The organism is Serratia sp. CY32780 (assembly GCF_052169135.1).
In the GTDB taxonomy this organism is placed as follows: Bacteria; Pseudomonadota; Gammaproteobacteria; order Enterobacterales; family Enterobacteriaceae; genus Serratia; species Serratia sarumanii.
Genome location: NZ_JBJNLI010000005.1, coordinates 12,811 through 28,774, shown reverse-complemented (window position 1 = coordinate 28,774; position 15,964 = coordinate 12,811). Strand labels below are relative to the sequence as shown.

The window sequence follows — 15,964 nt, the reverse complement described above, 5'->3', positions numbered from 1 at the left end:
GGACATGACAACGATACCGGTCTTTCAGGCCGGTATCGTGCATTCAATACCCTTGTTCTTTCTGACTACGGATCGCCAGAACAAACGCCGTATCGATATCAGGGATATATTTGTAGAGCGCCAAATAACCGCGAGCTTGCTGCCCAATAATCAATTCACGCAGCCCTGCGCCAAGGGCTCGTCCGATCAATGGATTATGTTCCAATACCGCAATCGCCTGGATGATTTCCTGAATGCGCCGCCCTGAATCCGCAGCGCCATAGTGAGCCAAATGAGCGAGAATACGTTCGATATCATCCCTGACCTCTGGCGCCAACTCGACATTTGCCATCAGCGCCCCAATTTTTTAACCGGAGGTTTAACAACGTCAGTGTTACCCGCTGCGTAATTTTCCAAATAACCGCGCATCTCTTTCCAAGAGACCGTCTCTCCCGTCGCAATTATCTTGGCATAGCGTTTTTCCGCTTCATTCTCAAAGTCGCGGCGCAACTCTTCTTGCTGCGTTTTCTCCGCTATTGCCTGCAAAATAAAGCTGTGAGTCGTCACGCCAGCCTGCTCGGCGACGGCGGTGACGCGGGCTTTAAGCTCATCTGGAATACGGATGGTCGTCGTCGACATAATCGCTCCCAACATCGGTCAATCACATGTAGCTCAATTGTGCTACATGAAATCTGGCAGCGCAATAATGCTGGTGATTATTTCACCGATTGACGCAGCTCAAGCCGCCGCCAGATGGCGCGTTTCTCCGCGTCGCCGGCGGTCGGCCAGGCAGCGATCTCCGCCCGCGTGCGCCGACATCCCCGGCACTGCTGGGTTTCGTCGTCGATGCGGCACAGGCTGACGCAGGGCGATCTTACGCCGTGCTGGGATTGCTGATTGTCGCCCGCCATAAACCGCCCTTGATGTGATGTGTGCCGCCACAGGATACCCGATCCGGCGGCGGCGCGTCGTCAATCAGATGATGCCGCCGTTGGCGCGCAGGGTTTGGCCGTTGATCCAGCCGCCGTCGGTGCCGGCCAGGAAGGCCACCGCCGCGGCGATATCGTCCGGCGTTCCCAGCCGCTCCAGCGGCGCCATCTTCGCCAGCCGATCGATAAGCTCCGGCGTTTTGCCATCGAGGAACAAACCGGTGGCGGTCGGCCCCGGCGCGACGGCGTTTACCGTGATATTGCGGCCGCGCAGCTCTTTCGCCAGCACGCTGGTCAACGCCTCGATCGCCGCCTTGCTGGCGGCATACATGCCGTAACCCGGCTGCAGCAGCCCCACCACGCTGGAGGAGAAGTTGATGATACGGCCGTTGTCACGCAGGCGCTTCGCCGCTTCACGCATCGTGTTGAAGCTGCCTTTCAGGTTGATGTCGATCAGGCGATCCGCGTCTTCATCGCGCATGTCCGCCACCGGCGCCAACGCAATTACCCCCGCGTTATTGACCAGCACGTCGATGCCGCCAAACGCCTGTTCGGCGCTGTCGAACAGCCGGGCGACCGCAGATGCATCGCTGACGTCGGCTTTGACGCTCAAGGCGCGGCCGCCGCGCTGTTCTATCTTGCGCACCAGCTCATCGGCCGGCGCCGGGTTGCCTGAATAGTTAATGATGACGGTAAAGCCGTCGGCGGCCAGACGCTCGGCGATGGCGGCGCCGATGCCGCGCGATGCGCCGGTGACGATAGCGACGGGGGGAGTTTTCTGGTTCATCGGAGATCCTTAAAGAAAACGACGAGGGTAACGTTAATCATGCACTCTTTATCGCGGCGAATAAGCCCCGATTGTCTGGCATCATCATCCCAAATTATCGAACAATGCGTCTGGACTCGTTCGATGGCCGCCCAACGGGCGGCCATCCCCGTTACAACGCGCCGTAATTCAGCGGCACCCAGCTGTACCCTTCTCCCTGGCGGTTCAGGTAGCCCAATCCCGGGAACGACAGGTGTGCGCCGCCCACCAGCTCGTTCTGCCGCGCGCTGTCGCTGAACACCCGCAGCCGTTGAGCGACCGCCGCCTTGGCGTCGCTGTCAAAGCTGATAGCCACCTTCGGATGCGGCATCTGCACCGCCGCCACGTGGATCAGATCCCCCAGCAACAGCAGCTTTTTGCCCTGGCTGGTCACCTGATAGACACTGTGGCCTGGCGTATGGCCGTGAGCGGCAAAGGCGGCGATGCCCGGCGAAAGCTCGCCGTCGCCGTTGAACGGCTTAAAGTGCCCCGCCGCCTGGTAAGGCTTGATCGCCGCCATGGCCTTTTCGAAATTGCCTTTGTTCTGCGCCTTGGCCTGTTTCAACCGGTCGGCGCTCAGCCAGAAGTCCGCATCCTGGCTGGCGGCGCGCACCACCGCATTGGGGAATACCGCCTTGCCGTCGTGCGTCAGGCCGCCGAGGTGATCCGGGTGCATATGAGTCAGGTAGATCTCATCCACCTGCTCAGGCTGATAGCCCGCCGCGCGCAGATTATCCACCAGCTTGCCCAGGCCGTCGCCCAGCAGCTGGCCGGCGCCGCTGTCGATCATCACCAGCTTGTCGCCGGTATTGATCAGATAGGCATTGACCGAGGTGACCACCGGCAGGTTTTGATGCCGCTCGGCCAACCCGGCGGCGATCTGCTGCGGCGTGGTGTTCAGCAACAGTTTGTCCGCCGGCAGGCGAATGATACCGTCAGACAACGCGGTCACTTCAAAACTGCCCAGCATGATGCGGTAAACTCCCGGCGTCGGGGTTTTGGCCTGCGGCGCGGCGGCGCCGGCCTGTAATGACATAACGGCCAGCGCCGCGCCCAGCAGACAACGTTTCCAGAACATGATGACTCCTTGCGAGAATTGAACAGCGCTAAGTATTGACGCAAAAATCCCGATGCGCCTGTTTAATAAATGCCTTTAATAAATATATAAATAATATATTTATTATGAATAGTTTTGTTTGCCGACTCACACAACCCCAATCAATATTTTCTCGCTCGCCACTTGGTTATTTTTCTTACTCCCTAAACCAAGAGTGAGGAAATATCATGAACTATCAATTCGAAAATCTGGTCTTTGAAGGCGGCGGCGTAAAAGGCATCGCCTATGGCGGTGCGCTGGAATTGCTGGAAGCCAAAGGCATCATGCCACAGATCAAGCAAACCTCCGGCGCCTCGGCGGGCGCTATCGCCGCGCTGCTGGTCGGCCTGGGCTGCAGCTCGGCCGACGTAACCAAAATTCTGTCGGCGATGGATTTTAAAAAATTCCTCGATTATAACGGCGGCTTTTTCGGTACGCTCCACGATGCCTATCGCCTGTTCAATCAATACGGCATCGCGCCCGGCGATTATTTCTATCAATGGTCGCGCGATATTATCAAGCAATATACCGGCAAGCCGGATATTACCTTCGAGCAGTTCGAAGCGATGAAAGCGGCGAAAGGGTTCAAATCGATTTACTTTATCGGCGCCAACCTCAACAGCGGCCAGCGCGAGGTCTATTCGCATCGCACTACGCCGCGCATGAAAGTGGCGGACGGCCTGCGCATTTCGATGTCATTCCCATTCGCCTTCGTGGCGAAGAACAACACCCTGGGCGACCTGTGCATCGACGGCGGCATGATCGACAACTACCCGGTGCGGCTGTTCGACTATGACTTCTCCGCCACGCCGCCTTACATCGACGCTTCAAGCCAGCGCATCAACACCCGCACGCTGGGCCTTCGCCTGGACTCCGCCGGCGAAATCGCCCAGGCCGCCGGGCAGGCCGGCCCGCGCACGCAGGTCAACAACCTGTTTGATTTCACCCTGGCGGTGGCCAACGTGATGCTGGACATCCAAACCAAGGTGCACCTGGACAGCGACGACTGGAAACGCACCGTGTATGTCGACACGCTCGACGTCAACACGTTGGATTTCGACATCAGCGAGGAGAAAAAACGCGCGCTGATCGAATCCGGCCGCCGCGGCGTAGAGCGCTACTTCGCCTGGTACGACGCCGCCATGAAACAGGCGGCATAACTCCCATCCACCCCGCCCGCGCGTACGGCCGGCGCGCGGGCAAAAAAATCCCCGCGGGGGCGGGGAAAGGCAAAGTAACGCTAAGGATTTATAGGAGTTATACGAAGAACTTGGCCAACACCAGCAGCGACAGCGAGACGTTGATAGCGCCCCCGATTCGGGTGGCGATCTGCGCGAACGGCATCAGCGACATGCGGTTGCCGGCGGTGAGGATCGCGACGTCGCCGGTGCCGCCCTGCCCGCTCTGGCAACAGGAGACAATCGCCACATCGATAGGATGCATGCCGATTTTCTTGCCGACGAAGAAACCGGTCGCCACCAGCGCGCTGACGGTCGTGACGATCACGATCAGATTCTGTACGGTGAACGCGTCCACCAGCTCCTGCCACGGCGTGATGGCCACCCCGACCGCGAACAGGATCGGATAGGTCACGGCGGTGCGGAAGAATTTGTACACCACCTGCGAGCCTTCCTGAATGCGCGGCGACACCCCGTGCGCCAGCTTCACCGCCACGGCGGCGAACAGCATGCCCACCGGCGCCGGCAGGCCGATCAGACGGTGCAGCAACATGCCCACCATATACAGCAGGATGGCCAGCAGCGCGCCGCAGGCGATGGTGCTGACGTCCACCTTGCCGCTGATTTTTTCCACCGCGTTCATGTCGCTGTCGCCCTGCTTGCTCGGCATCAGGCTGCCTTCGCCGGTCAGGTGCGGATAACGCTTGCCCAACTGGTTGAGCAGGCCGGCGATGACGATGGCGGTCAGGCTGCCGAGCATCACGATCGGCAGAATGCGCCCCAACGCCACGCCCTGCTCCATGTGCAGGATCGCCGCGTAGCCCATCGACAGCGGGATCGCCCCTTCACCCACGCCGCCGGCCATGATCGGCAGGATCAGGAAGAAGAAGATCTGGAACGGCTCCAGGCCCAGCGCCATGCCGACGCCCATCCCCACCAGCATGCCGACGATCTCGCCGCACAGCATCGGAATGAAGATGCGCAGGAAGCCCTGGATCAGCACCTGCCGGTTCATGCTCATGATGCTGCCGACGATGATGCAGCAGATGTAGAGATAAAGAATGTTGGTCGATTTGTAGAACTTGGTGGTCGACTCCACCACCACGTCCGGCAGCAGGCCGTAGTGCACCAGCGCGGAAGGAATGAAGGTGGCGCAGATCGCCGCCGCGCCCATTTTGCCGATCAGCGGCAGGCGCTTGCCGAATTCGCCGCAGGCGAAACCGAAGAACGCCAGGGTGGCCACCATCACCACGATATCGCTCGGCAATTTGCCTTCCAGGCAGTCGAGCAGAATCAATACGCCGGCCAGAATAAAGAACGGTAACGGAATAATCCCTACTTTATAATTGTCCAGTATCCGCCACCATTTCTCGCGCAGAGGAATATCGGCGGCCTTGTCTTTGGCTACGAGGTAAGAATCATCTGTTGTGCTCATAATCTGGCCTCTTATTAGTTTGTTCAGCCATCATAGAGAAGCGCACGGATTATCTGCTGTGATTATGTTCAAAGTTAAAAAGGGTTTTTAATGGTGGTTATGGTTTCTATGGGGTTAATTAAGATTATGTAAAAACCGGCGTGGTTTTAATGGTGTTAATGCCGTTTTTATTTTAAATCTTATCAACTTTATCGCAGACGAACAATTCTCGTCCGGTTCACTTTAATCCCGTGTGAGGGATCACAAGTTGATCGGGCGCAATATTACAGACCCTGCTTCTCGTGATAGTGTAAGGCTTCAGGATCTCTTTACGGTGAAGCACCGCCATGCGGCTCAAACTCTCATTTCAAATCAAGCTGTTTCTGTGCCTGGTGGCCTTCTCCTGCCTGCTGCTGACCTGCATCGGCGCCTACACCTATTACCAGCTGGATGCGCAGCTGCACCGCGATCTCGGCGCCCGCGCGCAGGTGCAGGCACGGGAAATCGCCCTCATTCCTTCACTGGTCAATGCGGTGGAAAACAACGACGCCGCCCGAATCACTGCGCTGATGAAAAAAATCCGCGCCAGCAGCGACGCCAGTTATATCGTCATCGGCGATAATCACGCCCGCCATCTTTATCATTCCGAATATGAAGGCCGTCTGGGCACGCCGATGATCGGCGGCGATAATAAAGAGGTGCTGGAAGGGAAAAGCATTATTTCCATTCGCAAGGGCGGCATCGGCGTTTCATTGCGCAGCAAGGCGCCGATCCTGGATGAAAATAATCGCGTCATTGGCATCGTTTCCGTCGGCTATTTGAAATCGCACATCGATAATTTAAATGCCAGGACGCTGACGCAAATTATCGGCTCCATCGTCCTGCTGCTGATCGCCCTGTTCGTCTTTTCCTGGCTGCTGTCGAAAAACCTCAAGCGCCAGATGTTCTGGCTGGAGCCGAAAGAGATCGCGCTGCTGGTGCGCCAGCAAAAAGCGCTGCTGGAAGCCATCTATGAAGGGGTGATCGCCATCGATCCGCAGATGCGGATCATCACCATCAACCATGCGGCGCGCGAGCTATTGGATCTGCACCAGCCCGCCGCCGGCTTGCTGGGCCGGCCGATCGGCGACGTCATTCAGGCGCAGCCGAACTTCTTCGCCGCCGCGCAGCTGGGCCAGGATACGCACGATGAGGTGTGCCGCTTCAATCACGTGCGGGTGATCGCCAGCCGGGTGCGCATCATGCAGGAGCAGGAGCTGCAAGGCTGGGTGATCAGCTTCCGCGACAAGAACGACATCAATACCCTGAGCAGCCAGCTCAGCCAGGTGAAACGCTATGCCGACAACCTGCGCATCATGCGCCACGAACAGCTGAACTGGACCGCCACGCTGGCCGGGCTGCTGCATATGCAGCGCTACGACGAGGCCATCCGCTACGTGGAGGCCCAGTCGGAGGGCGCGCAGGAGATCCTCGATTTCATCTCGCAGCGCTTCAGCTCGGCGGCGCTGTGTGGCCTGCTGCTGGGCAAATATTCCAGCGCCAGAGAAAAAGGCATCGAGCTACGCTTCGATCCGGCCTGCCAGCTGCGGCAGATCCCGGCGGCGCTGAATGAGACCGAACTGATGTCGATCGTCGGCAACCTGCTGGATAATGCGGTGGAGGCGACGCTGCACTGCCCGGCCCCGCACGACGCGATCGAGCTTTATATCAGCGACGGCAGCGACGAGCTGGTGATCGAGGTGGCGGATCGCGGCACCGGCATCGCCGAGGAGATTCGTGATACGCTGTTTGAACAGGGCGTCACCACCAAAGCGGATAAAAGCGACCACGGCATCGGCCTGCATCTGGTCGCCAGCCACGTGGCGCAGGCGCACGGCAGCATAGAAGTGTCGGACAACGAGCCGCACGGCTCGATATTCTCTATATTTATCCCTAAATAAAACCCATAACCCGATTTTTTGAGCACCCGATTATGTCACACCAAGCACTGGACGTTCTGATCGTGGAAGACGAGCCGCAACTGGCGACGCTGCACGCGGAGTTCATCGAGAAAAATTTCAACCTGCGGGTGGTGGCTTACGCCGCCACGCTGGCCGAAGCGCGGGCCAAAGCCAATGCGCATCAGCCGCGGCTGATCCTGCTGGATAACTTTCTGCCGGACGGCCAGGGCATTGAGCTGATGGAAGAGCCGGCGGTGAAGAACCCCGCCTGTTCGGTGATCTTCATCACCGCCGCCAGCGACATGCACACCTGCAGCCAGGCGATCCGCAACGGCGCCTTCGACTACATCATCAAGCCGGTATCCTACAAGCGGCTGCGCAATTCGCTCGAACGCTTCATGCAGTTCGTGCAAACCCAGCGCACCTTCAAGATCATCGATCAGGACAACGTCGATGCGCTGTACAACCTGCAGTCGAAGCAGTTCTCCAGCGAGCCAAGCGCCAAAGGCATCGAAACCAATACCCTCGAGCTGGTGCAGGCGCTGTTTATCGCCCAGCCGGCGGTGGCGCATGCGGTGGAAGACGTGGTGGAGCAGGTCGGCATCAGCAAGACCACCGCCCGCCGTTATCTGGAATATTGCGTCGCCACCCAGTTCGTGCGGGTAGAGATGCTGTACGGCAATATCGGCCATCCGCGGCGGCTGTATCGCAAGGCCTGAGGCTGCCATCTGGCTGTCATATTACGGCGATAACATAACGCCCGACGATATCCCCCTCGATATCGGCACCTGTCGTTAAAACTGATGAAATACTGATGACTTTTACCCGGCCTCTGGTCGGGTTTTTTATTATCCGAACGGCAGGCGCGGCGCCCAAATATTTCTCGGCGCCACACCGTATTATTTCCCCAAAAACCAAACCATTATGGCAAATAATGGCCGTCAATTTTGAGTCACGGGCCAAATTACCATAACTAATTAAAACCTTGATGTAAACCACTAATATCCCATTTAAATGACATTGAGGGTTGCCTCAGATATTCACTGTGTTAGGGTAAAAAGCTCTTTTATTTTGCTAAGGACAGCCCATAACGCGTTAATTAAACCAGAGGAAACAGCAAATTGCATGGCAATTAAACTCGAAGTAAAGAACCTGTATAAGATATTTGGCGAACACCCGGAACGCGCATTCAAACTGCTGGATAAAGGTCTGACAAAAGATCGGCTGTTTGAAAAAACCGGCTTATCGCTCGGCGTAAAAGACGCCACTCTGGCCATTGAAGAAGGCGAGATATTTGTCATCATGGGGCTCTCCGGTTCCGGCAAGTCCACCCTGGTACGCCTTCTCAATCGTCTGATAGAACCCACCCGCGGCCAGGTGCTGATTGACGGTGAGGACATCGCCAAAATATCCGACGCGGCGCTGCGCACCGTGCGGCGAAATAAGATCAGCATGGTATTTCAGTCATTCGCGCTGATGCCGCACATGAATGTCATTAATAACACCGCCTTCGGTATGGAATTAGCCGGCATACCGCTGCAGGAGCGCCAGGAAAAAGCGCTGGATGCCCTGCGCCAGGTCGGGCTGGAGAATTATGCGCTGTCTTATCCGGATGAATTATCCGGCGGCATGCGCCAGCGCGTGGGATTAGCCCGCGCCCTGGCCAATAACCCGGATATATTATTGATGGACGAAGCCTTCTCGGCGCTCGATCCGTTAATTCGTACCGAAATGCAGGATGAGCTGGTGAAATTACAGGCCCAACATCAGCGCACCATCGTGTTTATTTCCCACGATCTGGACGAAGCGATGCGCATCGGCGATCGCATCGCCATCATGCAGGGCGGTGAGGTGATCCAGGTCGGCACGCCGGACGAGATCCTGAACAACCCGGCCAACGACTATGTGCGCACCTTCTTCCGCGGCGTGGACATCAGTCACGTATTCAGCGCCAAGGATATCGCCCAACGGCGCCCGGTGACGCTGATCCGCAAAACCCCCGGCTTTGGCCCCCGATCGGCGCTGCAGCTGCTGCGCGATGAGGACCGTGATTATGGTTATGTTGTTGAACGCGGAAAGAAATTTATCGGCGTGGTGTCGATAGAGTCGCTGAAAAAGGCGCTGTCCGCCAATCAAACGCTGGACGATGCCCTGCTCGAGGCTCCTGCCGCCGTGCCGGCCGACACGCCGCTCAGCGATCTGATTTCCCTGGTCGCCCAGGCGCCGTGCGCGGTGCCGGTAGTGTGCGAAGAACATAACTATCTCGGCATCATCTCCAAGGCCATGCTGCTGCAGGCGTTGGACAAGGAGGGCTCCGCCAATGAGTGATACTACGCAAACCCAAGATCCCTGGGCTACCGCACCGGCCGATACCGGCGCCGCACCCGCAAACGATGCCGCCGCCAACGCCGGCGACGCCTGGTCCAGCGCGCCGCCGCCGGCCACCCATGACGCCGCCGGACAAGGCGCCGATTGGCTCAGCAGCGCGCCGGCGCAGCCGGAACACTTCAGCCTGCTCGATCCGTTCCACAAGGCCTGGGTGCCGTTCGATACCTGGGTCACGCAGGGCATCGACTGGCTGGTGCTGCACTTCCGCCCGCTGTTCCAGGGCATCCGCGTGCCGGTCGACATGATCCTGAGCGGCTTCCAGCAACTGCTGCTGGGCATGCCGGCGCCGATCGCCATTCTGGTGTTCTCGCTGCTCGCCTGGCAGGTCTCGGGCCTCGGCATGGGCGCCGCGACGCTGCTCTCCCTGGTCGCCATCGGCGCCATCGGCGCCTGGTCGCAGGCGATGGTCACGCTGGCGCTGGTGCTGACCGCACTGTTCTTCTGCATCCTTATCGGCCTGCCGCTCGGCATCTGGCTGGCGCGCAGCAAGCACGCCGCCAAGGTGATTAGACCGCTGCTCGACGCGATGCAGACCACCCCGGCCTTCGTCTATCTGGTGCCGATCGTCATGCTGTTCGGCATCGGCAACGTGCCGGGCGTGGTCGTGACCATTATCTTCGCGCTGCCGCCGATCGTGCGCCTGACCATTCTCGGCATCAAGCAGGTGCCGGAAGATCTGATCGAGGCCGCCGAGTCCTTCGGCGCCAGCCCGCGCCAGCTGCTGTTCAAGGTGCAGCTGCCGCTGGCGATGCCGACCATCATGGCCGGCGTAAACCAGACGCTGATGTTGGCGCTGTCGATGGTGGTCATCGCCTCAATGATCGCCGTCGGCGGGCTGGGCCAGATGGTGCTGCGCGGCATCGGCCGGCTGGACATGGGCCTGGCCGCCGTCGGCGGGGTCGGCATCGTGATCCTGGCTATCATTCTCGATCGCCTCACCCAATCGCTGGGGCGCGATCGCCGCAGCAAAGGCATCGGCCGCTGGTACCGCCGCGGCCCCATCGGGCTGCTGACTCGCCCGTTCATCAAGCAAGCCTGACGCTTTTCCCGCCGGCGGCTGCGGCCCCGGCGGGCTATGACACCACCACATCGAAAAAAGGGGAAACACTATGCGCACTACGGGCATCTGGGCTCTCGCCCTGACGACGCTGATTGGCTCACAGAGCGTGAGCGCGGCAGATTTACCCGGCAAGGGGATCGCGGTACAGCCGGTGCAAAGCACCATTTCCGAAGAGACCTTCCAGACGCTGCTGGTCAGCAAGGCGCTGGAAAAACTGGGTTACGACGTGAAAGAACCGCGTGAAGTGGATTACAACGTCGCCTACACCTCGATCGCCTCCGGCGACGCGACCTTTATCGCGGTCAACTGGGATCCGCTGCACGCCGATCAGTACAAGGCCGCCGGCGGCGACGCCAAGTTCTACCGCGAAGGCGTCTACGTCAACGGCGCCGCGCAGGGCTACCTGATCGACAAGAAGACCGCCGAGCAATATCACATCACCAACGTCGAGCAGCTCAAGGATCCCAAGATCGCCAAGCTGTTCGACACCAACGGCGACGGCAAGGCCGATCTGACCGGCTGCACCCCGGGCTGGGGCTGCGAAGCGGTGATCAACCACCACATCAAGGCCTACGGCCTGAGCAACACCGTCGAGCACAACCAGGGCAACTACGCGGCGATGATCGCCGACACCATCACCCGCTACAAAGAGGGCAAACCGGTGCTGTATTACACCTGGACGCCGTACTGGGTCAGCGATGTGATGGTGCCGGGCCGCGACGTGGTCTGGCTGCAGGTGCCGTTCTCCTCCCTGCCGGGCGAGCAGAAGAACGTCGACACCAAGCTGCCTAACGGCGCCAACTACGGCTTCCCGGTCAACACCATGCGCATCGCCGCCAACAAGCAGTGGGCCGAAGCCAATCCGGCGGCCGCCAAGCTGTTCGCCATCATGAAGCTGCCGATCGCCGACATCAACGCGCAAAACCTGCGTATGCATGAAGGCCAGGCTTCAGAAGCCGACATCCAGAACCACGTCAACGGCTGGATCAAGGCGCACCAGGCGACCTTCGACGGCTGGGTGAAAACCGCCACCGAGGCGGCGAAGCCGTAACCGCTCGGGGGCGCCGCATCCGCCGCCCCCTACCCCGCCATATCGATGCCGCTGAACTGTAAAAAACGTGCGGCGGCGTTTGACAAGGGCTGCGGCCAGATGCAATACACTTGGCGTCGCGGCCCGTCTTCAATCGGAATCGACACCAGCGTGCTTAGGCGTTGCGCGGTCGAGATCGGTACGATGCCCGCCGCCAATCCGCGCCGCACCAGATTCTCCAACCATTCGATATGATCGATTTCAAAACTGACGTGCCGGCGGATGCCCGCCGCCTGGAAGGCGCGATCGGTTTGGCGCCGCGCACCGGTGCCGCTGTAGAAATCCACCAGCGGCACTTCCGCCAGCGCCTGCAGATTCACCCGCTCACGGTTGGCCAGCGGATGCTGCGGCGCCACCAACGCCACCAGCGGCTCATCGGTCAACTGCCGGTGCGACATCGGCAGCAAATCGACATCGCCGGGCCAGATGCCGACGAACGCCATATCGCACTTCTGCTGACGCACGTCCTCCAGCAGGGCTTCGCTCATGCCGACGTACAGGCGGATGTTCACCGCCGGATAGTGGCGATGAAACTTGTCGAGCTTTTCGGTCAGATCAATCGCGTTTATGGTTGAAATGGTGCCGATGGTCAAGATGCCGGACACCGCATCCCCGGCGGCGGTCACCTCTTCCACCAGCGCCTGCTGTGCCGCCAGCAGCCGCTGCGCCGAGGGAATGAAAGCCTGGCCGGCGGGGGTCAATCGCACCCGACGCGAGGTGCGCTCAAACAGCGTACAGCCCAGCTCTTCTTCCAGTTTGGCGATCTGGTGGCTGAGCGCCGACTGCACCGTATGGCAGCACTGCGCCGCCCGGGTGAAGCTCTGTTCCTCCGCCACCGCCAGCGCATAGCGTATCTGTTTCAGGTTCATGGCATCTATCTTGAAATGAGATAAATCAAATGAAAATTATACATTGGTTTCCGCAGACGCATTGCCGGATACTGCGCGCTATCTTCTTCCCGTGATGAAAAAATCATGAACCAACAAAACGTCCACCCGGGCCTCAGCCCGGCGCTGACCGTGCTGATCGCCATCGCTACCGGCCTGGCGGTCGCCAGCAACTATTACGCGCAGCCGCTGCTGGAAACCATCGCCACCGGCTTCAATCTGTCGGTCAACCAGGCCGGCTTTATCGTTACCGCCGCGCAGCTCGGTTACGCCACCGGCCTGCTGCTGCTGGTGCCGCTCGGCGATATGTTCGAGCGCCGCGGGCTGATCGTTTTCATGACGCTGCTGGCCGCCGGGGGTATGCTGATCACCGCCACCTCCGCCACGCTGCCGATGATGATCCTCGGCACCGCGCTCACCGGGCTGTTCTCTGTGGTGGCTCAGATCCTGGTGCCGCTGGCCGCCACGCTGGCTCACCCGGAAAAGCGCGGCAAGACCGTCGGCATCATCATGAGCGGCCTGCTGCTCGGCATCCTGTTGGCGCGCACCGTTGCGGGCGCACTGGCGTCGTTCGGCGGCTGGCGCACCATCTACTGGGTCGCCAGCGTGCTGATGATCCTGATGGCGCTGATCCTGTGGCGCGCGCTGCCGCGCTATAAGCAGCACTCCGGGCTGAACTACCCGCAGCTGCTGGCCTCGATCTTCAGCCTGTTCTGCCGCACGCCGCTGCTGCGCACCCGCGCCATCCTCGGCGCCCTGTCGTTCGCCAACTTCAGCGTGCTCTGGACCTCCATGGCCTTTCTGCTCGCCGCGCCGCCGTTCAACTACTCCGAGGGGGTGATCGGGCTGTTCGGCCTGGTGGGCGCCGCCGGGGCGCTGGCCGCTTCGCGCGCCGGGCATCTGGCGGACAAGGGCAAGGCCGGGCTGACCACCACCGTCGGCCTGGTGCTGCTGCTGCTGTCATGGATACCCATCGCGTTGGCTAAACAATCGCTGTGGGCGCTGATCGCCGGCATCCTGATCCTCGATCTGGCGGTGCAGGCAGTACACGTCACCAACCAGAGCGTGATGTACCGCATCATGCCGGACGCGCGCAACCGCCTGACCGCCGGCTACATGACCAGCTACTTTATCGGCGGCGCCCTCGGTTCACTGCTCTCCGCCTCGGCCTATCAGCATGCCGGCTGGAACGGCGTGGCCGCCGCCGGCGGGGTGTTATGCCTGCTCAACCTGCTGACCTGGTGGCTCGGCAAGCACCACGATCCGCAGGGGCCGGCGACAATCTGATTATCGTGCAAATAGTAACTTAAGAAATTTATTAGCGGTGCAGGGTATAAACATTACTTACTCTCTGGTAATGTTCTGGCCATAAACTATTGAAGTCCTATCTACCCTGCGACCCACAACCATGCAAAGCCAAGCTGCAGACAGCCTCAATCCGCCCGCCGTCAGCGCCACCTTCGCCAACGGCGTCGTCGACAGTTTGCCGATCGTCATCGGGTATGTCCCGGTGGCGTTCGCCTTCGGCCTCAGCGCCGTCAAACTGGGCTTTTCCCCGCTGGAAAGCATTTTCTTCTCCTGCATCATCTACGCCGGCGCCAGCCAGTTCGTGATCACCGCCCTGCTGAGCGCCGGAATGTCACTGTGGGTCTCCGCGTTGACGGTGATGGCGATGGACGTGCGCCACCTGCTGTACGGCCCGGCGCTGCGTCACCGCATCGTCTCGCGCATGTCGCCCGGCAAAACGGCGATGTGGGCCTTTGGCCTGACCGATGAAGTTTTCGCCGCCGCGACCGCCAGGCTGATGCGCAATAACCGCAGCTGGAGCGAAAACTGGATGCTGGGCATCGCGCTCTGTTCCTGGCTCTCCTGGGTCGCCGGCACCGCGCTCGGCGCGCTGTTCGGCAACGGCCCGCTGGAGCAGTTCCCGGTGATCGAAGCCTCGCTGGCCTTCATGCTGCCGGCGCTGTTTCTCAGCTTCCTGCTGGCCGCCTTCCGCCGCCCGCAGAGCCTGACTATCGCCGCCGCGCTGGCCGGCGCGCTGCTCGGCGTGGTGCTGTTCTCCATTCCGGTCGCCATTTTGGCCGGCATCGGCGCCGGTTGCGTCGCCGCCCTGTTCCAGCCAGCCCCTGCGGAGGCCCCCCATGAACACTGATGTGCTGGCGATCGGTCTGGTGGTGGGCTGCGCCAATTACCTGTTCCGTTATCTGCCGCTGCGGCTGTCGCCGGCGCGCGCGCAGCCCGGCCTCAAACGCGGTAAAACCGCCCTGCTGCTCGACAGCATCGGCATCGCCTCGATCTGCGCCCTGCTGGTGGTCTCCAGCACGCCGGTGGTGATGCGCGAACCGGACAAGCTGCTGCCGACGTTGGTGGGGTTCGCCGCGCTGGCGCTGTGCTTCTACCGCAGCAAAAGCATCATTCTGTCGACGCTGCTCGGCGCGACGGCCTTTGGCGTCACATTAAAGCTGTTAATGCTTTTCGGTCCGGGCTGACGCCGCTCCGATCGTTTGGCTTCACTTTGGCGTTTTCAGGCGCCACATCTTTACAAACACTGACAAATGACACGAATTGCTAAATTATCCGCACGGCTGAACATTTACATTATTAGTCACCGTCGTTACTATCTCGAACGAAATTAATGAGGCCCTAAATTATGGAAAGCTCGTTTGCCCCCATAGAACAAATGCTGAATTTCCGCGCCACGCGGCAGAAAGATTTCCCTTATCAGGAAATCCTGCTGACCCGCCTGTGCATGCACATGCAAGGCAAGCTGCTGGAAAACCGCAATAAGATGCTCAAGGCGCAGGGGATTAACGAAACACTGTTTATGGCGCTGATTACCCTGGATGCGCAGGAGAGCCACAGCATCCAACCTTCTGAGCTAAGCTCTGCCTTGGGCTCCTCGCGCACCAATGCGACCCGCATCGCCGATGAGCTGGAGAAACGCGGCTGGATCGAGCGCCGGGAAAGCGACAACGATCGCCGCTGCCTGCATCTGCATCTGACACCGCAGGGGGAAGAGTTTCTCAGTCAACTGCTGCCGCCGCAGCACCAATGTCTGCATTTCCTGTGGTCCACGTTGACCGACGATGAGCAAAAACAGCTGGAACAGCTGACGCGCAAATTGCTGGCACGTCTGGATCAAATGGAAATCACAGAACAGTTACCCTAATTCACAATTTCTGTTCAGGTACCTAT

17 protein-coding genes are annotated in these 15,964 nt (G+C 59.8%); 10 read left to right on the top strand and 7 right to left on the bottom strand.

The annotated features are described in order from the left end of the window. Window positions 1-43 precede the first annotated feature (43 nt). The 5 genes from ACJ8HH_RS19210 to ACJ8HH_RS19190 form a co-directional block, all read right to left on the bottom strand. Window positions 44-331 (bottom strand): type II toxin-antitoxin system RelE/ParE family toxin, encoded by a 288-nt coding sequence (locus ACJ8HH_RS19210; protein WP_039568652.1) that lies wholly within the window; start codon window positions 329-331, stop codon window positions 44-46. After that, the gene (locus ACJ8HH_RS19205; protein WP_039568721.1) at window positions 331-618 is read right to left on the bottom strand and encodes a ribbon-helix-helix protein, CopG family; all 288 of its coding nucleotides are present in this window, start codon (window positions 616-618) and stop codon (window positions 331-333) included. The genes ACJ8HH_RS19210 and ACJ8HH_RS19205 overlap by 1 nt, the downstream gene beginning before the upstream one ends. 77 nt (window positions 619-695) lie before the next feature. After that, window positions 696-890 carry a DUF1289 domain-containing protein gene (locus tag ACJ8HH_RS19200; RefSeq protein ID WP_039568654.1) on the bottom strand — a complete coding sequence of 65 codons (195 nt, stop codon included), beginning with the start codon at window positions 888-890 and terminating at the stop codon, window positions 696-698. Between the two features lie 64 nt (window positions 891-954). Beyond that, window positions 955-1,695, bottom strand: coding sequence for an SDR family oxidoreductase (locus tag ACJ8HH_RS19195; protein ID WP_048321886.1), 741 nt, complete (start codon window positions 1,693-1,695; stop codon window positions 955-957). 151 nt (window positions 1,696-1,846) lie between these two features. Continuing rightward, window positions 1,847-2,791 carry an MBL fold metallo-hydrolase gene (locus tag ACJ8HH_RS19190; RefSeq protein WP_048321887.1) on the bottom strand — a complete coding sequence of 315 codons (945 nt, stop codon included), beginning with the start codon at window positions 2,789-2,791 and terminating at the stop codon, window positions 1,847-1,849. Window positions 2,792-2,997: 206 nt separating this feature from the next. On the opposite strand from ACJ8HH_RS19190, the gene ACJ8HH_RS19185 reads away from it, so the two are divergent. After that, window positions 2,998-3,969 carry a patatin-like phospholipase family protein gene (locus tag ACJ8HH_RS19185; protein WP_043147847.1) on the top strand — a complete coding sequence of 324 codons (972 nt, stop codon included), beginning with the start codon at window positions 2,998-3,000 and terminating at the stop codon, window positions 3,967-3,969. Between the two features lie 97 nt (window positions 3,970-4,066). Here ACJ8HH_RS19185 and ACJ8HH_RS19180 read toward each other — a convergent pair whose 3' ends face one another. Next, window positions 4,067-5,422 carry a 2-hydroxycarboxylate transporter family protein gene (locus ACJ8HH_RS19180; protein WP_033635692.1) on the bottom strand — a complete coding sequence of 452 codons (1,356 nt, stop codon included), beginning with the start codon at window positions 5,420-5,422 and terminating at the stop codon, window positions 4,067-4,069. Window positions 5,423-5,748: 326 nt separating this feature from the next. Here ACJ8HH_RS19180 and ACJ8HH_RS19175 point away from each other — a divergent pair, with 326 nt between their 5' ends. The 5 genes from ACJ8HH_RS19175 to proX all read left to right on the top strand — a co-directional run bounded on the left by ACJ8HH_RS19175 (window position 5,749) and on the right by proX (window position 11,840). Next, window positions 5,749-7,341: an ATP-binding protein gene (locus ACJ8HH_RS19175; RefSeq protein ID WP_197766310.1), complete on the top strand. Its 1,593-nt coding sequence runs from the start codon at window positions 5,749-5,751 to the stop codon at window positions 7,339-7,341. 32 nt (window positions 7,342-7,373) lie between these two features. Further along, complete coding sequence (locus tag ACJ8HH_RS19170; RefSeq protein ID WP_033635694.1) at window positions 7,374-8,060, top strand: response regulator; 687 nt, start codon at window positions 7,374-7,376, stop codon at window positions 8,058-8,060. Between the two features lie 406 nt (window positions 8,061-8,466). Beyond that, a complete protein-coding gene (gene proV / locus ACJ8HH_RS19165; protein WP_033649772.1) occupies window positions 8,467-9,669 on the top strand; it encodes a glycine betaine/L-proline ABC transporter ATP-binding protein ProV in 1,203 nt (400 codons plus the stop codon). Then, on the top strand, window positions 9,662-10,768 hold the full coding sequence (proW, locus tag ACJ8HH_RS19160; protein WP_049194985.1) for a glycine betaine/L-proline ABC transporter permease ProW: 1,107 nt from the start codon (window positions 9,662-9,664) through the stop codon (window positions 10,766-10,768). Before proV ends, proW begins: the two co-directional genes overlap by 8 nt. Before the next feature lie 70 nt (window positions 10,769-10,838). Continuing rightward, a complete protein-coding gene (gene proX, locus ACJ8HH_RS19155; protein ID WP_060457247.1) occupies window positions 10,839-11,840 on the top strand; it encodes a glycine betaine/L-proline ABC transporter substrate-binding protein ProX in 1,002 nt (333 codons plus the stop codon). Between the two features lie 29 nt (window positions 11,841-11,869). On the opposite strand, the gene ACJ8HH_RS19150 is transcribed toward proX, so the two are convergent. After that, window positions 11,870-12,748, bottom strand: a complete 879-nt coding sequence (locus ACJ8HH_RS19150) for a LysR family transcriptional regulator (RefSeq protein WP_060429015.1) — start codon at window positions 12,746-12,748, stop codon at window positions 11,870-11,872. Between the two features lie 105 nt (window positions 12,749-12,853). Here ACJ8HH_RS19150 and ACJ8HH_RS19145 point away from each other — a divergent pair, with 105 nt between their 5' ends. The 4 genes from ACJ8HH_RS19145 to mprA all read left to right on the top strand — a co-directional run bounded on the left by ACJ8HH_RS19145 (window position 12,854) and on the right by mprA (window position 15,938). Next, window positions 12,854-14,053, top strand: coding sequence for an MFS transporter (locus tag ACJ8HH_RS19145; RefSeq protein WP_060446073.1), 1,200 nt, complete (start codon window positions 12,854-12,856; stop codon window positions 14,051-14,053). A 121-nt stretch (window positions 14,054-14,174) separates the two neighbouring features. After that, window positions 14,175-14,921, top strand: a complete 747-nt coding sequence (locus ACJ8HH_RS19140) for an AzlC family ABC transporter permease (RefSeq protein WP_033649769.1) — start codon at window positions 14,175-14,177, stop codon at window positions 14,919-14,921. Then, a complete protein-coding gene (ygaH, locus tag ACJ8HH_RS19135) occupies window positions 14,911-15,258 on the top strand; it encodes an L-valine transporter subunit YgaH (protein WP_060446072.1) in 348 nt (115 codons plus the stop codon). Before ACJ8HH_RS19140 ends, ygaH begins: the two co-directional genes overlap by 11 nt. 161 nt (window positions 15,259-15,419) lie before the next feature. After that, on the top strand, window positions 15,420-15,938 hold the full coding sequence (gene mprA / locus ACJ8HH_RS19130) for a transcriptional repressor MprA (protein ID WP_004928879.1): 519 nt from the start codon (window positions 15,420-15,422) through the stop codon (window positions 15,936-15,938). The last annotated feature ends 26 nt before the right edge of the window (window positions 15,939-15,964 follow it).